General features: G+C 67.3%; 16 protein-coding genes and 1 riboswitch. Of the genes, 4 read left to right on the forward strand and 12 right to left on the reverse strand.

What is annotated here, in order from left to right:
- Positions 1-252 precede the first annotated feature (252 nt).
- Positions 253-1,062 carry an ABC transporter substrate-binding protein gene (locus tag ACXJ16_RS19735; RefSeq protein ID WP_463923102.1) on the forward strand — a complete coding sequence of 270 codons (810 nt, stop codon included), beginning with the start codon at positions 253-255 and terminating at the stop codon, positions 1,060-1,062.
- On the opposite strand, the gene bluB is transcribed toward ACXJ16_RS19735, so the two are convergent.
- From bluB to ACXJ16_RS19760, 5 genes are all read right to left on the reverse strand, one after another.
- Complete coding sequence (gene bluB, locus ACXJ16_RS19740) at positions 1,049-1,687, reverse strand: 5,6-dimethylbenzimidazole synthase (RefSeq protein WP_463923103.1); 639 nt, start codon at positions 1,685-1,687, stop codon at positions 1,049-1,051. The genes ACXJ16_RS19735 and bluB overlap by 14 nt on opposite strands.
- A gap of 2 nt (positions 1,688-1,689) precedes the next feature.
- Positions 1,690-2,295 carry a cob(I)yrinic acid a,c-diamide adenosyltransferase gene (gene cobO / locus ACXJ16_RS19745; protein ID WP_454798155.1) on the reverse strand — a complete coding sequence of 202 codons (606 nt, stop codon included), beginning with the start codon at positions 2,293-2,295 and terminating at the stop codon, positions 1,690-1,692.
- A 2-nt stretch (positions 2,296-2,297) separates the two neighbouring features.
- Positions 2,298-6,020: a cobaltochelatase subunit CobN gene (gene cobN / locus ACXJ16_RS19750; protein WP_463923104.1), complete on the reverse strand. Its 3,723-nt coding sequence runs from the start codon at positions 6,018-6,020 to the stop codon at positions 2,298-2,300.
- Positions 6,020-7,081: a cobalamin biosynthesis protein CobW gene (gene cobW / locus ACXJ16_RS19755; protein ID WP_463923105.1), complete on the reverse strand. Its 1,062-nt coding sequence runs from the start codon at positions 7,079-7,081 to the stop codon at positions 6,020-6,022. The genes cobN and cobW overlap by 1 nt, the downstream gene beginning before the upstream one ends.
- Before the next feature lie 190 nt (positions 7,082-7,271).
- A riboswitch (cobalamin riboswitch) is annotated at positions 7,272-7,524 on the reverse strand.
- A gap of 35 nt (positions 7,525-7,559) precedes the next feature.
- A complete protein-coding gene (locus tag ACXJ16_RS19760) occupies positions 7,560-8,153 on the reverse strand; it encodes a histidine phosphatase family protein (protein WP_463923106.1) in 594 nt (197 codons plus the stop codon).
- Between the two features lie 214 nt (positions 8,154-8,367).
- Between ACXJ16_RS19760 and ACXJ16_RS19765 the strand changes: the two genes are divergently transcribed.
- Together ACXJ16_RS19765 and ACXJ16_RS19770 are read left to right on the forward strand one after the other, a co-directional pair.
- Positions 8,368-8,577 (forward strand): CbtB domain-containing protein, encoded by a 210-nt coding sequence (locus ACXJ16_RS19765; RefSeq protein ID WP_054441987.1) that lies wholly within the window; start codon positions 8,368-8,370, stop codon positions 8,575-8,577.
- 9 nt (positions 8,578-8,586) lie between these two features.
- Positions 8,587-9,387, forward strand: coding sequence for a CbtA family protein (locus tag ACXJ16_RS19770; protein ID WP_463923107.1), 801 nt, complete (start codon positions 8,587-8,589; stop codon positions 9,385-9,387).
- 27 nt (positions 9,388-9,414) lie between these two features.
- Here the strand turns inward: ACXJ16_RS19770 and ACXJ16_RS19775 are convergent, their stop codons facing one another.
- From ACXJ16_RS19775 to ACXJ16_RS19795, 5 genes are all read right to left on the reverse strand, one after another.
- On the reverse strand, positions 9,415-9,900 hold the full coding sequence (locus ACXJ16_RS19775; protein WP_324699622.1) for a MarR family winged helix-turn-helix transcriptional regulator: 486 nt from the start codon (positions 9,898-9,900) through the stop codon (positions 9,415-9,417).
- A 76-nt stretch (positions 9,901-9,976) separates the two neighbouring features.
- Positions 9,977-11,935, reverse strand: a complete 1,959-nt coding sequence (locus ACXJ16_RS19780) for an FAD-binding monooxygenase (RefSeq protein ID WP_463923108.1) — start codon at positions 11,933-11,935, stop codon at positions 9,977-9,979.
- A 127-nt stretch (positions 11,936-12,062) separates the two neighbouring features.
- On the reverse strand, positions 12,063-13,037 hold the full coding sequence (locus ACXJ16_RS19785) for a DMT family transporter (RefSeq protein WP_054441925.1): 975 nt from the start codon (positions 13,035-13,037) through the stop codon (positions 12,063-12,065).
- Positions 13,038-13,220: 183 nt separating this feature from the next.
- Positions 13,221-13,790, reverse strand: coding sequence for a hypothetical protein (locus ACXJ16_RS19790; RefSeq protein WP_463923109.1), 570 nt, complete (start codon positions 13,788-13,790; stop codon positions 13,221-13,223).
- 198 nt (positions 13,791-13,988) lie between these two features.
- A complete protein-coding gene (locus ACXJ16_RS19795) occupies positions 13,989-15,425 on the reverse strand; it encodes a protoglobin domain-containing protein (RefSeq protein ID WP_463923110.1) in 1,437 nt (478 codons plus the stop codon).
- A gap of 219 nt (positions 15,426-15,644) precedes the next feature.
- Here ACXJ16_RS19795 and ACXJ16_RS19800 point away from each other — a divergent pair, with 219 nt between their 5' ends.
- Positions 15,645-16,166, forward strand: coding sequence for a GNAT family N-acetyltransferase (locus tag ACXJ16_RS19800; RefSeq protein WP_463923111.1), 522 nt, complete (start codon positions 15,645-15,647; stop codon positions 16,164-16,166).
- A 2-nt stretch (positions 16,167-16,168) separates the two neighbouring features.
- Here the strand turns inward: ACXJ16_RS19800 and ACXJ16_RS19805 are convergent, their stop codons facing one another.
- Both ACXJ16_RS19805 and dld read right to left on the reverse strand, forming a co-directional pair.
- Entirely contained in the window at positions 16,169-17,032 is an 864-nt protein-coding gene (locus ACXJ16_RS19805; RefSeq protein ID WP_324699626.1) for a glucosamine kinase nucleotide-binding domain-containing protein, read from the reverse strand.
- Entirely contained in the window at positions 17,029-18,744 is a 1,716-nt protein-coding gene (gene dld / locus ACXJ16_RS19810; RefSeq protein ID WP_132468837.1) for a D-lactate dehydrogenase, read from the reverse strand. Before dld ends, ACXJ16_RS19805 begins: the two co-directional genes overlap by 4 nt.
- Position 18,745: the final 1 nt, after the last annotated feature.

An 18,745-nucleotide genomic window follows, 5' to 3' on the forward strand; every position in this document is an offset into this window, starting at 1 on the left:
AGGCTATTCGTTTGCGCTAACTCTGCCGTCGTACCGGGCGCCCTGCTGAACGGCGGGAAATGCGGCAGGGAATAGGGCGTTGCCATGGCGCCGGTGATCCCATAGTCGCCTTTCGTTGGGGGATTTCGGGTGGGAGAGCATCACCGAAAGAATCTCGATAGCGTCTCAGGATTGGCGAACAAGTCTATGAAATTGCGTGGTGCGATGAAGGAGTTTGCCCGGCATCGGAATCTCGGCGTCGTTGCCGGGGTCATGCTCGCGCTCCTTCCGGACGCGGCGACCGGGAATGCCCCTCCTGCTACGGCAAACAAGGGCGCGGTTCCGCATCGCATCGTATCGCTCAATCTTTGCGCCGACCAGTTGCTGGTGGCTCTGGCTGACCGTGACCAGATCGCCGGACTTACGCGCTATGCTTCCGATCCCGAAATGTCCGCCGTGGCGTCTCAAGCGAAGGGGCTGCCCGTTTTCGGAGGGTCGGCGGAGGAGGTCATGGCGGCGGATCCAGATCTCGTGGTGGGCATGCCGGCAAGACGCAATCCGGCCATCGCGGTGCTGCGGAACCGCCATTTTCGCTCGCTCGATCTCAAGTCGGCGCATGACTATGGCGAGATCGTCGCCTCTATACGCGACGTGGCGCGGGCGGTGGGACATCCGCAGCGCGGAGAGGCACTGATTGCGCGAATGAACGCCGATCTCGCCGGAATTCCCCGCGCGCGCGGCGGCAAGGTTGCGGCCTATTACCAGCGCCGGGGCTATCTCACCGGCACCGGCACGCTGATCGACGACCTGATGATGCGGGTCGGCCTCGTCAATCTGGCAGGAAAGCTAGGAAAACCGTCGCTTTCGCAGATGAGCCTGGAGGAAATGGCGATGGCGCGTCCGGACTACATCGTGATCGACAGCGCCACGCAGAAGGTCTCGGATCAGGGCACCGAGATGATCCATCATCCGATCCTGCGCGACATTCCGCGCGTCGCGATCCCGCAGGCCTGGACGGTCTGCGGCGGTCCCGCCTACGTCAAGGCGGCGCGCAGCCTTGCGCGGCAGGTCAACGCTCGCTGACGTTCGCTCGCCAGTCGAGCCGCGCCTGCCAGCCCCGCCGCTGGAGTTCGGGGACCATGTCCGGTTCCTCGGGGTGGCCCAGGCACAGCAATGCGATGAAACGCCAGCGCGGCGGCACGCCCAGGAGCGCGGTGACGAAATCGGGCTCGACGATGGAGATCCAGCCCAGCCCCAGCCCTTTCGCCCGTGCCGCCAGCCAAAGCGTATGGACGGCGAGCACCACCGAATAGGCCCGCGTCTCCGGCATTGTCGCCGCGCCGAGGCCGCCGCCCTCAGCGGCTCCTTCGTCGCAGAATACCGCAATGATCTCCGGTGCCTCGCGCAGACCGTGGAGCTTGAGCGAGGCATAGGCGGCACGCCGCGCGGGGTCTGCCAGGCCCGATCCGGCGGCGGCCTTTTCGGTATCGGCGTGCTCCGCCAGTGTTTCGCGCAAGTCCGCCGAGCGGACGCGCACGAACCGCCAGGGCTGCGAGTTGCCCACCGACGGGGCAAGCTGCGCCGCCGCCAGCAGTTCGGCCACCACGCTTTCGCCCAGCGGGTCCCTGCGGAAATGGCGGATATCACGCCGCCATGCCAGCAGCTCGCCCAGCTGCTCCCGGAATTCGGAGCCGAAGCGCGGCGGCATCTTCAGAATTCGATGCCGGCCTGCGCCTTCACGCCCGAACGGAACGGATGCTTCACCAGCGTCATCTCGGTCACGAGATCAGCGGCTTCCATCAGCGCTTCGGGGGCGTTGCGGCCGGTGACGAGCACATGCTTCATCTCGCCGCGCGCGGTCAGCACGTCCAGCACTTCGTCCAGCGGCAAATAGTCATAGCGCAGCACGATATTGAGTTCGTCCGCCAGCACCATGTCATAGGCCGGATCGGCGACCATCCGCTTCACTTCCTCCCACGCCTCGCGCGAGAGTTCGATGTCGCGGGCGCGGTCCTGCGTGTTCCAGGTGAAGCCTTCGCCCATCGGCTTGAATTCGACCTGATCGGGGAAGGCATCGAAGACGACCTTCTCGCCGGTGGTCATCGCGCCTTTCACGAACTGGACGACGCCCACTTTCTTGCCGTGGCCGATGGCGCGCACCACCATGCCGAGCGCGGCGGTCGTCTTGCCCTTGCCCTTGCCGGTGTGGACGATCAGCAGGCCCTTTTCGACCGTCTTTCCGGCCATGATCTTGTCATGCGCGGCCTGCTTCTTCTTCATCTTCTCGGCGTGCTGTTCGTCGCTGCGTTGCACCATGGTCATGCTCCTGAGAGGGCCGCGAGCGTCAGGCCCGCGCTGTTCGATCGGGGTTTCCAGAGGCCGCGCTCGAGCGCCTCGGCAAGGCGTGCGGCGGTTTCGCGCAAGGCGGCGGGATTGGCCTGCGCCATGAAATCACGCACCGCCTCGTCCTCGATGAAGGCGGCGTGGACGGCGTCGAAATGATGGTCCTTCACCGCGTGGGTCGTGGCGGCAAAGGCGAAGAGGTAGTCGACCGAGGCGGCGATCTCGAACGCGCCCTTGTAGCCGTGGCGCATGACGCCGGCGATCCACTTGGGATTGGTGACGCGCCCGCGCACGATGCGGCCGATTTCATCCTCCAGCGTGCGGACGACCGGGCGTTCCGGGCGGCTGTGATCGTTGTGGTAGCTGATCGGCGCGCGGCCTTTCAGATGCTCGACAGCGGCGGCGATGCCGCCTTCGAACTGGTAGTAATCGTCGCTGTCGAGCAGGTCGTGCTCGCGATTATCCTGGTTCTGGACCACGGCATCGACCGAGGCGAGGCGATTGGCGAACAACTGGCGCTCGGCATCACCCTCCACGCCGCCGCCATAGGCGTAACTGCCCCAGTCGAGATAGACATCGGCCAGATCGCTACGTTCGTGCCAGATCTTCTCGTCGATCATGGCCTGAAGTCCGGCGCCGTAGGCACCCGGTTTCGATCCGAACACGCGCACACCAGCACGGCGGGTGGCCTGCGTTTCCGCCTCGCCGCTTTCGATGAGCCCCGCGGTTTCGGCGCGGTGGCGCTCGGCGGCGGGATTGTCGCCCAGCGGTTCGTCGAGCGCCATAACCGCGCGCGCGGCGCTGTCGATCAGGTCGATCTGTTCGGGGAAGGCGTCGCGGAAGAAGCCGGAGACGCGCAAGGTCACGTCCACGCGCGGGCGGCCGATTTCGGCCACGGTCATCACCTCGAAGCCGACCACGCGGCCTGAAGCCCAGTCCCAGCGCGGGCGCACGCCCATCAGCGCGAGGGCCTGCGCGATGTCGTCGCCGCCGGTGCGCATGTTGGCGGTGCCCCATGCGGAAAGCGCCATGGCCTTGGGGTATTCGCCCTCGCGCTGGAGGTAGTCTTCCACCAGCAGATCGGCGGACTTGCGGCCGAGTTCCCAGGCAACGGCGGTGGGCACGGCGCGGGTGTCGACCGAATAGAAGTTGCGCCCCGTGGGCAATACGTCAGGCCGCCCGCGCGTTGGCGCGCCGGAGGGGCCGGGCAGAACGAAGCGGCCGTTCAGACCGGCCAGCAGGGCCTCGGCCTCGCGTGGGCCGCACAGGTCAATGCGGGGGGCGAGGTCGGTGCGGATGGCGTGAAGGACGGCGGCGGTTTCGCTGCCGAGGTTGCCGCTGGGCGTATCGACCATTTCGGCTGCCAGCAGTTCGAGCCGCTCGACGGTATCGCCATGCGTGCGCCAAGGCTCGCCCGAAATCGCCGCCAGCGCTTCAGGCCGAGCGCCGTCCCAGCGATCGCCCATGCGGCAATCGAGCGGATCGAAGTCCAAGCCTAAGTCGATAGCCATCGCGCGCAAGAGCGAGGCCTGTCCGGCATGGTCATAGCCGCGCGGGGTGCGCGCGAGCGCGACCAGCAGGTCGCGCCGCAGGCGGCCTTCGGGCGACTGCGTGAAGACATGCAGACCGTCGCGAATCTGCAATTCCTTCAGTTCGCACAAGTAGTTGTCGATGGCTGAAAGCGCGTCGTCATCGTCTCCGCTGGCCCCGGCATCGCGGTCGAGACCGTGGCTGCGCGCCAGATCGAGAATGTCCCGTCGCAAGCGGTCGAGACGGCGCGGGTCCATGCCGGCGGCGAGGTAATATTCGTCCACCAGCGCCTCAAGCTGCTTGAGCGGGCCATAGGTCTCGGCGCGGGTCAGCGGCGGGGTGAGGTGGTCGATCACCACCGCGCCGATCCGGCGTTTGGCCTGCGTGCCTTCGCCGGGGTCGTTGACGATGAAGGGGTAGAGCTGCGGCAGCGGCCCGGCGCAGATCTCCGGGAAGCACTCGCGCGAGAGCGATATGGCCTTGCCGGGCAGCCATTCCAGATTGCCGTGCTTGCCGACATGAACCACCGCCTGCGCGCCGAAGTCCTGCGCCAGCCAGACGTGGAAGGCGAGGTAGGCGTGCGGCGGCGGCAGGGCCGGATCGTGATAGCTGGCCTTGGGATCGATGTTATAGCCGCGCGCGGGCTGCACGGCGACGGCGAGATTGCCGAAACGGTGGACCGGCAGGCGGAATGCGCCGTCCCGCACGAAGGGGTCGGCGGATGGCGCGCCCCAGCGCTCGACCATGGCCTTGCGCGCGTTTTCGGGCACCATTGCGAAGGCGGATTCGTAGGCCGAAAGCGGTAGCGAAACTTCGCCCGCGCGTTCCAGCGATGTCAGATCGTTGGTCACGCCGCCGGTCATCACGCGCATCAGCGCGGCGCCGTCCTTTGGCGCTTCGCCTGTATCATAGCCCGCCTCGGACAGGGCAGCGATGATCGCGGCCGTGCTGGCGGGGGTATCGAGGCCCACGCCATTGCCGATGCGTCCATCGCGGTTGGGGTAGTTCGCCAGCACCAGCGCCACACGGCGCCCGGCGGACGGGGTGCGGCGCAGGCTCGCCCAGTTGGCGGCGAGATCGGCGACGAAGGCCACCCGGTCCGGTGCGACGCGCGGGACGACGATGCCGCACTGGGTCACGTCGTCGAAGCGCTCGGCGGCCTTGAAGGCGACGGCGCGGGTGAAAATGCGGCCGTCCACTTCGGGCAGCGCCACATTCATCGCAAGGTCGCGCGGGCCAAGGCCGCGTGCGGCGCTCTGCCACTCGCTTTCCAGGACACCCGCAAAGGCGACTTGCAGGATCGGGCAGTCCGCCTTTTCGAGAATGCCCGGCTTGCGATCGTCACCTGCGGAGGAGGAGGCGAAGCTGGTGGCATTGACGATCACATCGGGCGCGATCTCGCCCAGCAATCCGCCCAGCCAGTCCACCGCGAAAGGTTCCCGCAAGGCGCGGACGTGAACGGCGGCGACGTTGAAGCCGCGCTCCTGCAGCGCTACGATCATCGCGTCCACGGCGTCCAGCGTGCCCGCGATCATCAGCGCGCGGTAGAACACCAGCAGGGCGAGCGGGCGGCCTTCGGTCCAGCCTGCCTGCACTTCGGCAAGCCCGGCGCGCTCGGTGCCTGCAAGGTAGAGCCCGGCATCTGCCACGGGCACCGGATCGTCCGGTTCGCCTGCGTCATGGCCGATGGTCCGCGCGGCGGTGCGCAGGAACGAGAGGGCATTGGCCATGCCGCCCTGCCGGAGATAGTCGCGCATCCGCTCGCGGACCTCGGCGGGCAAGGTGGAGGCGCGGTCGAGTGCGGGATCGGCCTCGCGCCCATCGGCGATGGCGGCGAAGGCAATGCCGTTCTCCCGCGCGACACGGGCGATCTCGTCGATCCCGTAGCCCCAGTAGCTCTTGCCGCCGAGCAGGATCACGCAGACGAATCGGGCCTTCGCGATCACTTTCTCGACATAGAGGTCTATCGAGTAGGGATGGCGCAGTTGCAGCAGATTGGCGAGGCGAACGCTCGGCCCACCTTCCGGCAAACGCGCCGCCGCGCCCGCGAGGCAGGCGAGTTCGCTGTCCGCCACGGTGAGGATCACCATGTCGCCGGGAGACTGGTCGAGGTCGATCGCCTCCTCGCCGTTGGAGATCGTCCCCGGCGTGGCGGACAGCAGGTGCATCAGGCGTCTGCTGTAGTGGCCACAGGGCCGAGAACCCCGGCAAGCCCTGCTTCGATGGCGGTGCGGTCCAGCCCCTTCTGGCCGATGACGACAAGCTGGGTGCGGCGCAGTTCCTGCGGCAGCCAGGCGCGGTCGTAGAAGTGCTGGATGCGCGGACCGACGGCCTGCACGACAAGGCGGCTCGGCTTGCCGCCGACCGCGACCATGCCTTTCACGCGCAGAATGTCGTACTCTGCGATCAGGCCGTTCAAACGGGCGAGAAGAGCGTCGAGATCGGCCACATCGCCGCCGGAGACGACGAAGCTGTCGAAGTCGTCATGGTCGTGATCCTCGTCCAGCCCGTCGATGTGCGAGGGGCGGGAATCGAGATCGTCCTCGGCCGCGGCAGTGATACCCAGCAGCGCGGCGATGTCGACGGCGCCGTGATCGGCGCGCACGATCTTCACGCCGGGGCGCGTTTCGGCCAGCACCAGCGTTTCGACATGGGCAAGGGCATCGGCATCGACGAGGTCGGTCTTGTTGAGCACGACCATGTCGGCGCAGCCCAGCTGTTCCTCGAACAGTTCTTCCAGCGGGCTTTCGTGGTCCAGCATCGGATCCGCCGCGCGGGCCGCCGCCAGCGCGGCCTCATCGGTGGCGAAACGGCCCGCTGCAACGGCATCGGCGTCGATCAGGGCAACCACGCCGTCAACGGTGGCGCGGGTGCGGATGTCGGGCCACTGGAAGGCCTTCACCAGCGGCTTGGGCAGGGCAAGGCCGCTGGTCTCGATGATGATGTGATCGGGCTTGTTCTCGCGGTCCAGCAGCTTCTGCATGGTCGGCAGGAAATCGTCGGCGACGGTGCAGCAGATGCAGCCGTTGGCCAGTTCGACGATATCGTCTTCCGGGCAGGCTTCGTCGTTGCAGCCCTTCACCAGTTCGCCGTCCACGCCGACATCGCCGAATTCGTTGATGATGAGGGCAAGGCGGCGGCCCTTGGCGTTTTGCAGCAGGTGGCGGATCAGCGTGGTCTTGCCGGCGCCGAGGAAGCCGGTGATGACGGTGGTGGGAACTTTGCTCATGTATCGTCTCCCGCGCGCCAGCGACCTGAAGCGGCGGGGCTTTCCGCCGCGACCTGCGACGATTCCGGCGTGCCGCGTCGGACCGGCGCACGGGCGCCCGACGCGATATGCCGCTGCGGCCCCGGCCGCATGCATCACGTCGCTCAGACGGAAGAGTTACCGTGCCTTGGCCATCCCCTGGACCCGGGCAAGAGCGACATCGACGCAGGCAGGTTTCCTGGCTCGCGGGTCAGGGCGTGATGCACGGCCTTCCCAGGCCTCGCAGGATTTAGCGTCCGGCCCAGTGGCTGCGTCGGGAAGCGATTGTCCCGCCGCGAATGTGCATCGCGCTCACCGCTTACAGTTGCAGGGACAGCCCCGGAATCGAGCAAACTCTTTCGAGCAAAACTCTACCGGGTTCCCGTATTAAGCCCCTTGCGGGGCACCGGCGCGATCTTTGCCCGCGGCGTCCTGAAGGGCGAAACGGGCCCTGCGGCGATTAGCCGGGCAGGCCGCTGCCCGCAAGCCCCCCGGCAAGGCCAAGCGATTGCAGCCGCCACCTGCCGCTGAACGAAAACACGGTATGCGAAAGCGGCGCGATGTCTATCGCGAGCGTGGTGGAAAGCGGCAGGCAGAGCGCATGGGAAAGCGCCGCGCGCACGATCATCGGGTGCGTGATCCCGCAGGCCGGGCCGTCGTGACGGGCGATCTCGTCCATCCAGCGGCCGATCCGCTGCCGGGCGGTTTCCATCGATTCTCCCCCCGGAGCGCCGCCGAGCGGGTCTGCGATCCATGCCGAGAACGCGCCGGGCTCGTCCTCGTGCACTTGCGCAAAGGCGCGGCCGGACCAGCGGCCATGATCGATATCGGCCAGCGCGGGTTCCGTCCGCCCGGTAATCCCCATCGCCCCTGCGGTCTCGGCAGCGGCGAGGGCGGGGCTGGTGAAGGTGCTATCGCGGAAGCGATCGTTCAGCGCGGTGCGCGCCGCATCGCGCAGCCCGCCCTCGTCCAGCGATTCTTCAGGCCCTGCAAAGCCGCCGTGACGGGCCGGGGCCGTGGCGGCGATGCAGATCAGCAGGAGGGTCGTCGCCAAGGCCTGAATTCCATCGAGGTCGTTGACGCCGCCGGTAACCCGGTCCTAAGGGAAGGCGTCGAGGATTGAAGAAGCCGGTGGAATTCCGGCGCGGTCGCGCCACTGTAATCGAACGGGAACTTCCCCGTCGAGAGCCAGACCTTCCGCCTTGGCACAGATTTTCCGGGGACGCGCAATCCCGCCAAGGAGCATGAGCATGGCTGTTTCCGCCGCAATTTTCGATGACACCTTCATTCCGGTCGAAGGCGGCAGCGCCATCCCGATCGAGGACATCGCTCCCTGGGCCGTGCTGGGCACGCTGCTGGCCCTTATCTTCCTCTATTTCGTGAGCACCGAACAGGGCGCTTTCTCCCTGTTCCAGGGCATGTACGTTCACGAATTCGTCCACGACGGCCGGCACCTCCTCGGTTTTCCCTGCCACTGAGGTAACGTCATGACCCGTCAATTGCTTTGGCGCGGAATGCTTGCCGGCATTCTGGGCGCGCTTCTGGCCACGCTTTTCGCACGCGGTTTCGCGGAACCGCAGATCGATCTCGCGATCGGTTACGAGGAAGATCATGCGGCCCACGGCCCTCTGCCCGATTACCCGGCGCCCGATCACCCGGCACCCGATCATGCCGGAATGGCGATGGCATCTGCCCCGCTCGCACACCCGCATCCGGCGGACGAAGAGGAACTCGTCAGCCGCGATACCCAGAAGGGGGCCGGCCTCGTTACTGCGCTCGCGCTTTACGGCGCGGCGGTGGGGGGCATCTTCTCGCTGGTCTTCGCATACGGCTATGGCAGGATGGGCCATCTCGGCCCGCGCAGCTTCGCACTGCTTCTGGCGGCGCTGACTTTCGTGCTGGTGGTGGTGGTTCCCGCGATCAAATATCCGCAGACCCCGCCGGCCGTGGGCAAGCACGAGACGGTGGCGCTGCGCACGGCTGCCTATTTCGGCATGATCGCGCTGTCGCTCGGCGCGGCCGTGGTTGCCGGGCGCCTTCGCGGCAGGCTGGCGCGGCCGGGCAGGGGCTTCGATGCCACCCTGCTGGCTTTCGTCGTCTATCTGGGGATGGTCGGCCTCGGCCAGTTCCTGCTTCCCGCGATCAACGAAGTGCCTGCCGATTTCCCGGCGGTATTGCTCTGGAACTTCCGGCTCGCCTCGATGGGAACGCAGCTCGTGCTGTGGGCCACCATCGGACTGGCTTTCGGACTATGGGCGGAACGCGTGCTCAGGCGCCAGTCGGCCTGAGCACGGCCTGCCTCCCGGAAGGCTTGCTCACTCGCTCCGGTTGCCTGCCCCCGTGGGCGCCGGGCGCAGCGGCGCGCGGCTCAGCTCGTTACCGGCGCGCGTGGTCTTCTTCAGAAGTTTCAGGAAGATATCCTGTTCTTCTGATGTGAGATGAGAGACGATGTCGTCCTGCACCTGGTCCACCCATGGCGTTGCCGCGGCCAGAGCCTCGCCGCCCTGCCGGCTCAGCATCAGCACGCGGGCGCGGCGGTCGGTCGGGCTGACCTCGCGTTCGACCAGCCCTTTCTGCACGAGCCGGTCGATCACGCCGCCGATCGTCACCCGGTCATAGGCGATCATGCCCGCCAGCGTCTGCTGGTCCAGCCCCGGATGATCGCGCAGGGTCAGCATCGCCGCATATTGGACCGAGGTCAGGTCAAGCCCGGCCTCGGTCATGCGCGATGTGAAGCGCGCCACGGAAATCTGCTGAAGGCGGCGGATCAGGTGGCCGGGCATGGTCTCGAGGTCGCTCATGACAGCCACCTAGCTTGATAACGCCCGCCTGCTCAAGCCTCCCGTGTGCTGCCATGGCCGACCTCGGCCGGAAGGTTCAGCCCGCCGGTTCGGGAATGCGGGCGGCGGTCAGGTTGGCGGCGAAGTAGGCGGCCAGTTCCCGCGTGCCGTCAAGCGGAAGCACCTGTGCGATGTACTGGTCCGGGCGGACCACGATCATGCAGCCTTCCTCCCGGTTCACGCCGCGCATGTCGTAGATGTCGCCCGCGCCCGGATCGGCGCAGAACGCCTTTTCGTAATCGCGCAGGCCCAGTTCGCCCTTGCGCGGCCAGAGCAGCCCGGGAAGCTCGTCCATCGACAGCGACCGGTGCGATTGCTGGAATACCGCCCGCAAGTCGAACAGGGCGTCGGCATCGGCGCCCTTCGGCGTGTGGCGAAGCAGAGGCGAGGCTGGGTCGGTTTCCAGCGTGCGGCACAGCCGGGCAAGGCGGGAGCCGGGCTGGAGACCGTCATCGCCCGCGAAGAGGTAGATCCGCCAGCGCCCGTCCGCCTCGGCGGCGTGCCCGAGGTGCATCGGCTTTGCATCGGCAAGGCGCACGACGGGCGCCGAATGGAAGCGCATCCCGACCCTGAAACCTTCCGCAAGGTGCTGGTGCTCGCCGCTTCCGGTCAAGGCGGAGCGGCGATACTGCGTGGCGGTTCCTGCCGTGAAGCGACCCTGCTTCACGAAATAGCGCTGGAATTCGGCGGGATCGACACCGTCCTCGTCCTCGGCGGTTTTCGGCTTCGCACTGAACATCGCGGCGAATTCGCGGTCGAAATCGATCAGCTCCTGCGCGATCGTCTGCCGCTCGGCCGAATAGCTGTGCAGCAGTTCCGGCCCGGCCTGGCCGCGCAGCACGGCAGCAAGCTTCCAGCCGAGGTTGAAGGCGTCCTGCATGGACACGTTCATGCCCTGTCCGGCCTTGGGGCTGTGCGTGTGGCAGGCATCGCCCGCGATGAAGACGCGGGGGAGGCGGCGCTGCTCCGCTCCGGCGGGCACATCGTCGAACTTGTCGCAAAGGCGCTGGCCGATCTCGTAGACGGACCACCACGCCACTTCCTTCACGTCGAGCACGTAAGGATGGAGGATGCGCCGGGCGGCGTCGATGAGCTGTTCGCGCGTGATGTTCCGCGCCGCCACCCGCTCGTCCCGGCCGAGCTTGTCCAGTTCGATGTAGAGACGCACCAGATAGCCGCCTTCGCGCGGGATGATGAGGATGTTGCCCTCGTTCGCGGAATGGATCGCGCTCTTGAGGCGGATATCGGGAAAATCGCTGTAGGCGAGCACATCCATGACGCCCCAGGCCTGGTTGGCGGATTCCCCGATCAGTTCGCGGCCGATCGCCCGGCGGACCTGGCTGCGGGCGCCGTCGCAGCCCACGACATAGCGCGCCCGCACCAGTTCGGTGCCTTCCTCTCCCTCGGCCCCCACGCGCCGCAGCCTTGCGAGGACCGGCTCGGCCGGGTCTTCCGGTATGGTCAGGTCCGCCACTTCCATGGCGTAGTCCGGAACAAGGCGGGTTGGCGCATTGCGCATCGCTTCAAGGTAGAAGTCATGGACGCGGGCCTGATTGAGGATGACGTGGGGGAATTCCGAAAGCCCATCCTCGGTATCGGCAATGCGGCCGTGGCGGGAAATCCGGCGCGCTTCGCTGTCGTCCGGCTTCCAGAACGTGGTTTCGTTGACCCAGTAGGCTTCCCGCGCCACGCGGTCGGCAAAACCAAAGGCGTTGAACATCTCCATCGTGCGGCAGGCGATGCCGTCCGCCTGACCGAGCGCGAGCGGACCGTCCTTGCGCTCGACGATGCGGGTGCGGATCGAGGGGAACCGCGCAAGCTGCGCGGCCAGCGTCAGCCCGGCGGGGCCGCAACCGACGATCAGCACGTCCACATCGTCCGGCGCGCCGGAGGGCCTGTCGCTCCCAAGTGCGAGGGTGGGGGCCGGGGCGAGGTGGGGGACGGGTTCGGAAACGGCCGGGTCGCCGGTGCGGAATCCGTTCAGGTGAAATTGCATCGTCTCATCCTCTCCAACACAGGCAGGCTCCCGGTTCGGACGAACGGGTACCGCCTCAACGAATATAAGTAGTATGCTACCTATATTCCTGAGTCAAATGCGGGCGAGCAGCGGGAGAGCGCGGCGATCAGGGGTGCAGGGTATCTCCGTCGCTTACCGGCACCGTCCCGGGCTTGCGATGGGCGGCGATGCAGGAGATCACGCTGGGCACCAGCAGGGCGAAGGCGGCGGCCTCCATCGGGGTGGGCAGGCGCCGTTCCCAGACGAAGGCATAGACGAGCGCGAACAGCGTTTCGAACAGGATCATCTGCCCGGCGAGCGTCAGCGGAAGCAGGCGGCTCATGCGGTTCCACAGCGCATTGCCGAGGATCGAGGCGAGCACCGCCACGCCCAGCGAAATCGCGCCGAGGCGCAGCCACGCGGCATCGGTATGGTGCGCGGTATCGAGCAGCAGCGCGAAAGGCAGCAGCAGCAGGCTCTGCGCGCCGGTCACGAGGCCGGTCAGCAGGTTCCAGTCATGCGGGGAAACATGGTCGAGCCGCGCCAGCCAGCGGGAATTGCCCACCGCGAAGCCGGTCCACGAAATGAGCGCGCCCACCGCGCAGCCCAGGCCGATCAGTTGCTGCTCCACCGTGCCGGAAGAGGGATCGACAACGGCCTGCCAGCCGATGCAGATCGCGCCGGCCATGCAGAGCAGCAGCGAGGGGACCAGCCGCCGCAGCGGCACGGCGCCATGGTCGCGGCTGCCGATGATGGTTACGGCAACCGGCAGGAACCCCACGACAAGGGCGGTAAGTGCGACGCCGCCGTTCTGGACCGCGCTTGATAGCAGGATGAAATAGAGCGTGTTGCCGGTGAAGGCGAGCCAGCCCAGCGCCAGCCATTCGCGCCGGGTCACATGTGGGCCGAGCTGCCGCCAGCGTGGCAGGAGCAGAAGCAGCGAGAGCGCGCCGTAGAACAGGTAGCGCCCGGCAGTGAGCTGCAGCGGCGTGAAGTCTCCGGCCAGTTCGGGCGCCAGGAACACGAGCCCCCAGAACGCGCCCGCACCGGCGCCGCAGGCAATGCCGGCGATGGTGGCGTTGCCGGTCTTCTGGTTGCTCACTGGATATCGCTCCTGCGTTGGGGAGCGGGAGCCGTTCACCAGGCGGCGCGAAACGTCAATGCCCGCAGTGCCGCTTTTCGGCAATATCCTGTCGTCACTTCGGGCAGATTGACTGGTGCGCGTGCCTGTCCCGCGTGACACTTTGCCCAGCGCCGGGAAGCGGAGGGGGCGCCCCGCGTGTTTTCAGTTGAGCGCGAGTTCGCCCTGCCTGCGATCGCCCGAGATGGGGCCGGAGCGTCCCATCAGGCAGCGCGCCCGGCCGGTCAGGGTGTAGACGACGTGCCGCTGCGCCCCCCGGTTGTGATGGTCCACGCGAAAGCCCTGATAATGGCGCTGGATCAGGCCCGCCTTGACCAGTTCGGTGGTTGCCCGGCTGAGGTTGGTCTTGCCCGAACTGCGCACACGCTCGCGCACTTCGGCCTCGATCGCAGCTTCGGCGGCAGTGGGCTGCTGCGGGAGTTTTCCCGTCCGTTCCAGCTCCGCGCGCACTTTCATCATCAGCGCCTGTCGCTTGGGATCGCGCCCGCCCATCGGTGTCAGCGCGTCGCAGAGCCAGTCTCGCAGCAGGATGGAATGGCCGCGATGGGCGATGAAGGGCCCGGCGCTGCCGTCCGGGCGGGCGATCTCGGCGATCAGGCTGAGCACCATGAAGGCATAGCGGGGCCGGCTGCTGGCATGAGCGACCTGGTCTAGCAGGGCTGCCATGTCGCTGGCGGGGGCGCGGCGGGCGGGATCGGTCGGCGCGAGAAACATAACGGGAATCTATAGAGCACAGATCGCGAATCGTGAGAATCCCTGATCTTTCGCAATTCTGCGCTTTGTCGGCCGTGACACTTTACCTGCGGGCAAAGTGTCGAAAGTTAAACTTTGAAGATGGGCGAAAAATGGGGCGAAGGGGGAGCCGGGTGCGGGATTGCCCTTTCCGCACCCGGTTCCGCTAAGGTCGTAAACTCAGACCGCCTGAAGCCGGGGCTTCAGGCCGCCGGGTGCTTCGCCGATCTGAAAGCGCCTGGCATGTTCGGCAAGGGTGGTCGCGTCGGAGATCAGCGTGCGGGCGGCAGCGGACGTCTGCTCGACCATCGCGGCGTTCTGCTGGGTGGTGCGGTCCATCATGCCCACGGCGACGCTCACTTCGGAAATCGCCGAGGCCTGCGCGTCGTTGTCCCGCGCCATGGTTTCGACGAGGTGGTGAACCCGGTCGACTTCTCCGGCGATCCGTTCCAGCGAGCGGTCCACCCGCGATACCGTCTCCACCGCCCGGTCGATCTCGGAGCGCGTGGCCGAAAGGCCGTTGCGGGCCTTGCGGGCCTCTTCCTCGGCGCGCATGGCCAGCGAACTGACGAGGTCGGCCACGACCGCGAAACCGCGTCCGGCGTTTCCGGCACGCCCCGCCTCGATGGCGGCGTTCATGGCAAGGACGCGGGTCTGGAAGGCGATCTTGTCCACCCCCTCGATCACCTCGTCGATCCCGCGCGCGCTTTCGTGGACCACTTGCATGGCCTGCACCGCATCTTCGGCCACGGCGCGGCCCTGCTGCACGACGGAAAGCGCGCCGCCTGCAATGCCGAGGGTTTCCTGCGCGCCGCCGGCAGTGGCCTTCACCCGTTCCTCCACCCGCACGAGGGTGGCGGCGGTCTCTTCGAGATTGGCGGCGCTGCTTTCGGTGCGGCGTGCAAGATCCTCGGACGCGCGGGCGATCGCGCCGGATTCGCCGTAGATCGCCTCCGACGTCCGCACCACCGAGCCGATCGTGCCGCGCAGGTTCGCGAGGCTGCCGTTGTAGGACTGCTTGAGCGAGAGGAAGCCGCCGGGCAGGTCGTCGATGTCATGGATGAGATCGCCGCCAGCCAGCCGAGACATCGCGCGGTCCAGCGCGGCGATGGCCTGGTTGCGCTCTGCCTCGGCTTCTTCGAAGTAGATCGAGATCGACAGGTCCATGTCCAGCATGGCCGCCTTCATCAGCGCCCGGCTGAGCTTGCCGGGGCGCGAGAGGCCGAGCATCCGCTTCCACGGGCTGGCGCTGCGCTCCACCGCGCGCATGATTTCCTCAAGCACGAGCGCATAGCCGCCGATGTACCAGCGGGGCTCAAGGCCGATCCGGGCATGGACCTTCCCGATGCGGCTGACGGCGGCGTGGTAGCTCTCGTCGAAGCGGCCGGTGGCGATGCCCATCCAGTGCCCGAGCTGGGCGCTCTTGGCGGAATCGATGTGCCGGTCGCTGGTGAACATGCGCGCCATTTGCGGCGTGGCGCGGACCCGTGCGTAGAAATGGTCGAGCGCGGGGGGAATGCACTTGCGAAGCAGGGGCTGCGCCGCCGCGAGAACGCGGCGCTGCGCAGGGTCGAACTCGAGGAATTCCAGCCGTTCCTCGATCGTCTTGACTGTCAATTTGATCTCCCGTGCGGCGGCTGCTCGCCGGCCGTAATGAAATCCTTTGCGTCAATGCTTTATAGGAAAGCCGCGGCCCCGGCCGGGCGCTTGGCCGTCATAATTTTCCGCCTGGGGAAACTTCGCAATTGGGGGGCTGCTTGCGGGGACCGAGCCGTCCACTATAGTGCCGGGATGACGCAAGCTGACGATATCGACCGGCGCCTCGGTGGAGCATGTTTGACCATTCGTGATGCCGTACCGGCGGATATCGAAGGGATCACGGCCATCTACAACGACGCCGTGCTGAACACGACCGCGATCTGGAACGAGACCGCCGTCGACACCGCCAACCGGCTCGCCTGGCTGGCCGGCCGCAGGCAGGCGGGCTATCCCGTGCTGGTGTCGGTCGACGAATCCGGGACGGTGCTGGGCTATGCCTCCTTCGGGGACTGGCGCGCATTCGACGGCTATCGCCACACCGTCGAGCATTCGGTCTACGTCCGCGCGGACCGGCGCGGCGGCGGGATCGGCGAGAGTCTGATGATCGCCCTGATCGAACGGGCGCGGGCCATCGGCAAGCACGCCATGGTCGCGGGGATCGAGGCCCGCAACGAGGGCTCGATCCGCCTTCACGAAAAGCTCGGCTTCGAATCCGTGGGCCTGTTGAAAGAGGTCGGCTGCAAGTTCGGAAACTGGCTGGACCTCGCCTTTCTTCAGCTCACGCTCGACAGCCGCGAAGTGCCCGATCGGCTGCCGTAAGCTCAGGCAGGCACGAAACCGGCAAGGCGCAGCGCGCCGTCCAGCGAATCTCCGAGGGCAGGGCTCAGACGCTCTACCGTGCGCGAACGTAGCCACGGCTGCATCCGCGGGGCGAGACCGCCGACGAGCGTGCAGCGCGTGGCGCCGCGTTCGAAGATGGTCTCGATGAAGCGCTCGATATGGCCTGCCGCGTGTTCGACGATGGAGCGGGCGATGGCGTCGTCGGCCTCGGCATAGTCCATCACCAGCGGCGCAAAGGTGCCGTAATCGCGCGGGCTTGCATGGTCCATCCAGGCGATGGCCCGTGCGGTGTCATGCTCGAACCGTTCGGTCACGGCGGCGCTGAGCGGGGTCTTGCGGGTGCGCCCGTCCAGCGCGCGCAAGGCGTGGCGCATCGCGGAAAGGCCGAGCGCGGCGCCGCTCCCTTCGTCCGAGATCGGGAAGCCGTAGCCGCCGATGGTGAAATCGCGGCCGTCCACCCGCACCTGCGCGGCGCTGCCGGTGCCGATGATGAGGATTGCACCGTCCTGTCCGGCGTGCGCGCCGAGGTTGGCGATCTGCGCGTCCGTGGCATAGTTCACCGAAGCGAAGCCGAAATCGAGTTCGGCCAGCGCATCGCGCACGCCGGGGCGGGTGATCCCGGCGATGCCCATGCCGGCATGAATGGCGGCGCGCTGCCCATCGGTCAGCCCGGCTTCGGCCACGGCCTGATCGACCGTATCCTTGAGCGTTTCGTAAAGCGCTTCCATGCCGATCCGCGCATTGGCGGTGCCGGACCTGCCATGGCCGATCTCCTTGCCCTGCGCGTCGACCAGCCGGGCGCGGCAATTGCTGCCGCCTGCGTCGATGCCGAGGAAATAGGTCATGGGTGTTCTCCGTGAGTCCCCGTCCAGTCGCGGCCACGGGGGGTATGGCCGATGCCGGGGTTGAGCTGGTTGCGCGGGTCGATCTCGCGGTAGAATTCCGCCAGTTCGGGCCGCGCGACATAGAGGTGGCCGACGTTGTGCTCGGCCGGATAACGGGCGCCGCGCGCGTCGAGCAGCGCCCAGAGCGCGTGCTCGAAGCCGAGCGGGTCCGTGCCCTTCTTCACGATGTAGTCCTGGTGGAACACCTGGCAGAAGAAATGGCCGTAATAGAGCGTGTGGATCGTGCGCGCGGCAAGATCGGCGGGAAGCTGCTCCACCCATTCGCGGGTATTACGGGGCAGGGCGACATCGAGCGCGACGATGTCCTCCACCTCGCGGCGATGGACGGCGCGGTAGCGCACCGCCGCCCCCGCCGCGACGAAGCGGTGGAGGAAGGCCTTGGCGCTTTCCTGCGGCGTGCATTCGAAATGATCGCCATCGGCATCGCCGGGGAACAGCGCGGCAAGCAGCGCGCGCGCCGCCTCTACCTGATCGCGCGGCACCTTGAGGATCAGGTGATGCGCGAAGCGGGCGCGGTATTCGCGCATGCGGGGCGGGAGGTGCTCGGGGATGAACCGGCTTGCCCATTGCATCAGCCGGTCGGCAAGGCCGCCGCCGAACAGCCCGTCGAAGCGGGACTTGGCCGCGAACAGCGCGGGCAGGCGATCGGTGCCGAGCCGCTCGATGGCGTAGAACATGTCGCGGCCGTAGCGGTCCGCCACGTCGAAAGCCTCGGCGTGCATGTATTCGCCCGCGATCGGCAGGGTATCGAAGTCGCGCAGCATGGTGCGGCGCAGGTCGGTCAGCCGGTCGGGATCGCGGGTGCCGATGTAGAACGTGGTCGTCTCGTCCTCGCGCGCGAACGTGTCGAGGCGGACGGCGAAGACGATCAGCTTGCCCGCGCTTCCCGCCGCCTCGAACAGGCAGCGCGGATCGGCGTTGAAGCGGGCGGGCACCTCGCTCTCGATATCGCGGACGTGCCGCGCATAGGCATGGTCGTGCGCCCACTTGTCGCCCGCGGGGTCGATATCGGCCTCGGTATACTGTTCGCGGTCGAGGCGGGAGAGCATGGTCTCGGGCTCGTCGCCAAGATCGATGCCGAGGTGGTTGAACAGGCGCAGCGAACCGTCGGCCTGGACCTGCGCATAAAGCGCGAGCTGGGTATAGGCAGGCCCGCGCCGGATCAGCGAGCCGCCCGAATTGTTGCAGACCCCGCCCACGACCGAGGCCCCGAGGCAGGATGAGCCGATCACCGAATGCGGCTCGCGCCCGAAGGGGCGCAGCGCCTGCTCCAGCTTGTAAAGCGTGGTGCCGGGCATGCAAAGCACTTGGGTGCCGCGCTGGATCACCTTGAGCGCGGAGAGCCGCGTGGTGCTGATGATGACGAGACCGCCGGGATAGTCGTCGCCATCGGGGGTGGAACCGCCGGTAAGCCCGGTGTTCGACGCCTGCATGATGATCGACACGTCCGCCGCCACGCAGGCCTGTACCGCGCGCCACAGCTCCACCAGGGTGCCGGGGCGCACCACCGCGATGGCCGGGCCCTCGCCGGTGCGATAGCCCTTGCGGAAGCGCGCCGTAGCGCGGGGAGAGGTGAGCACGTCACGCTTGCCGACCGCGCCGCGAAGGGCGGCCAGAAGCGCCTTGTCCCGTGTGGTGATGCTCGCTGCCATG

The sequence above is a fragment of the Novosphingobium sp. TK71 genome (assembly GCF_055361505.1).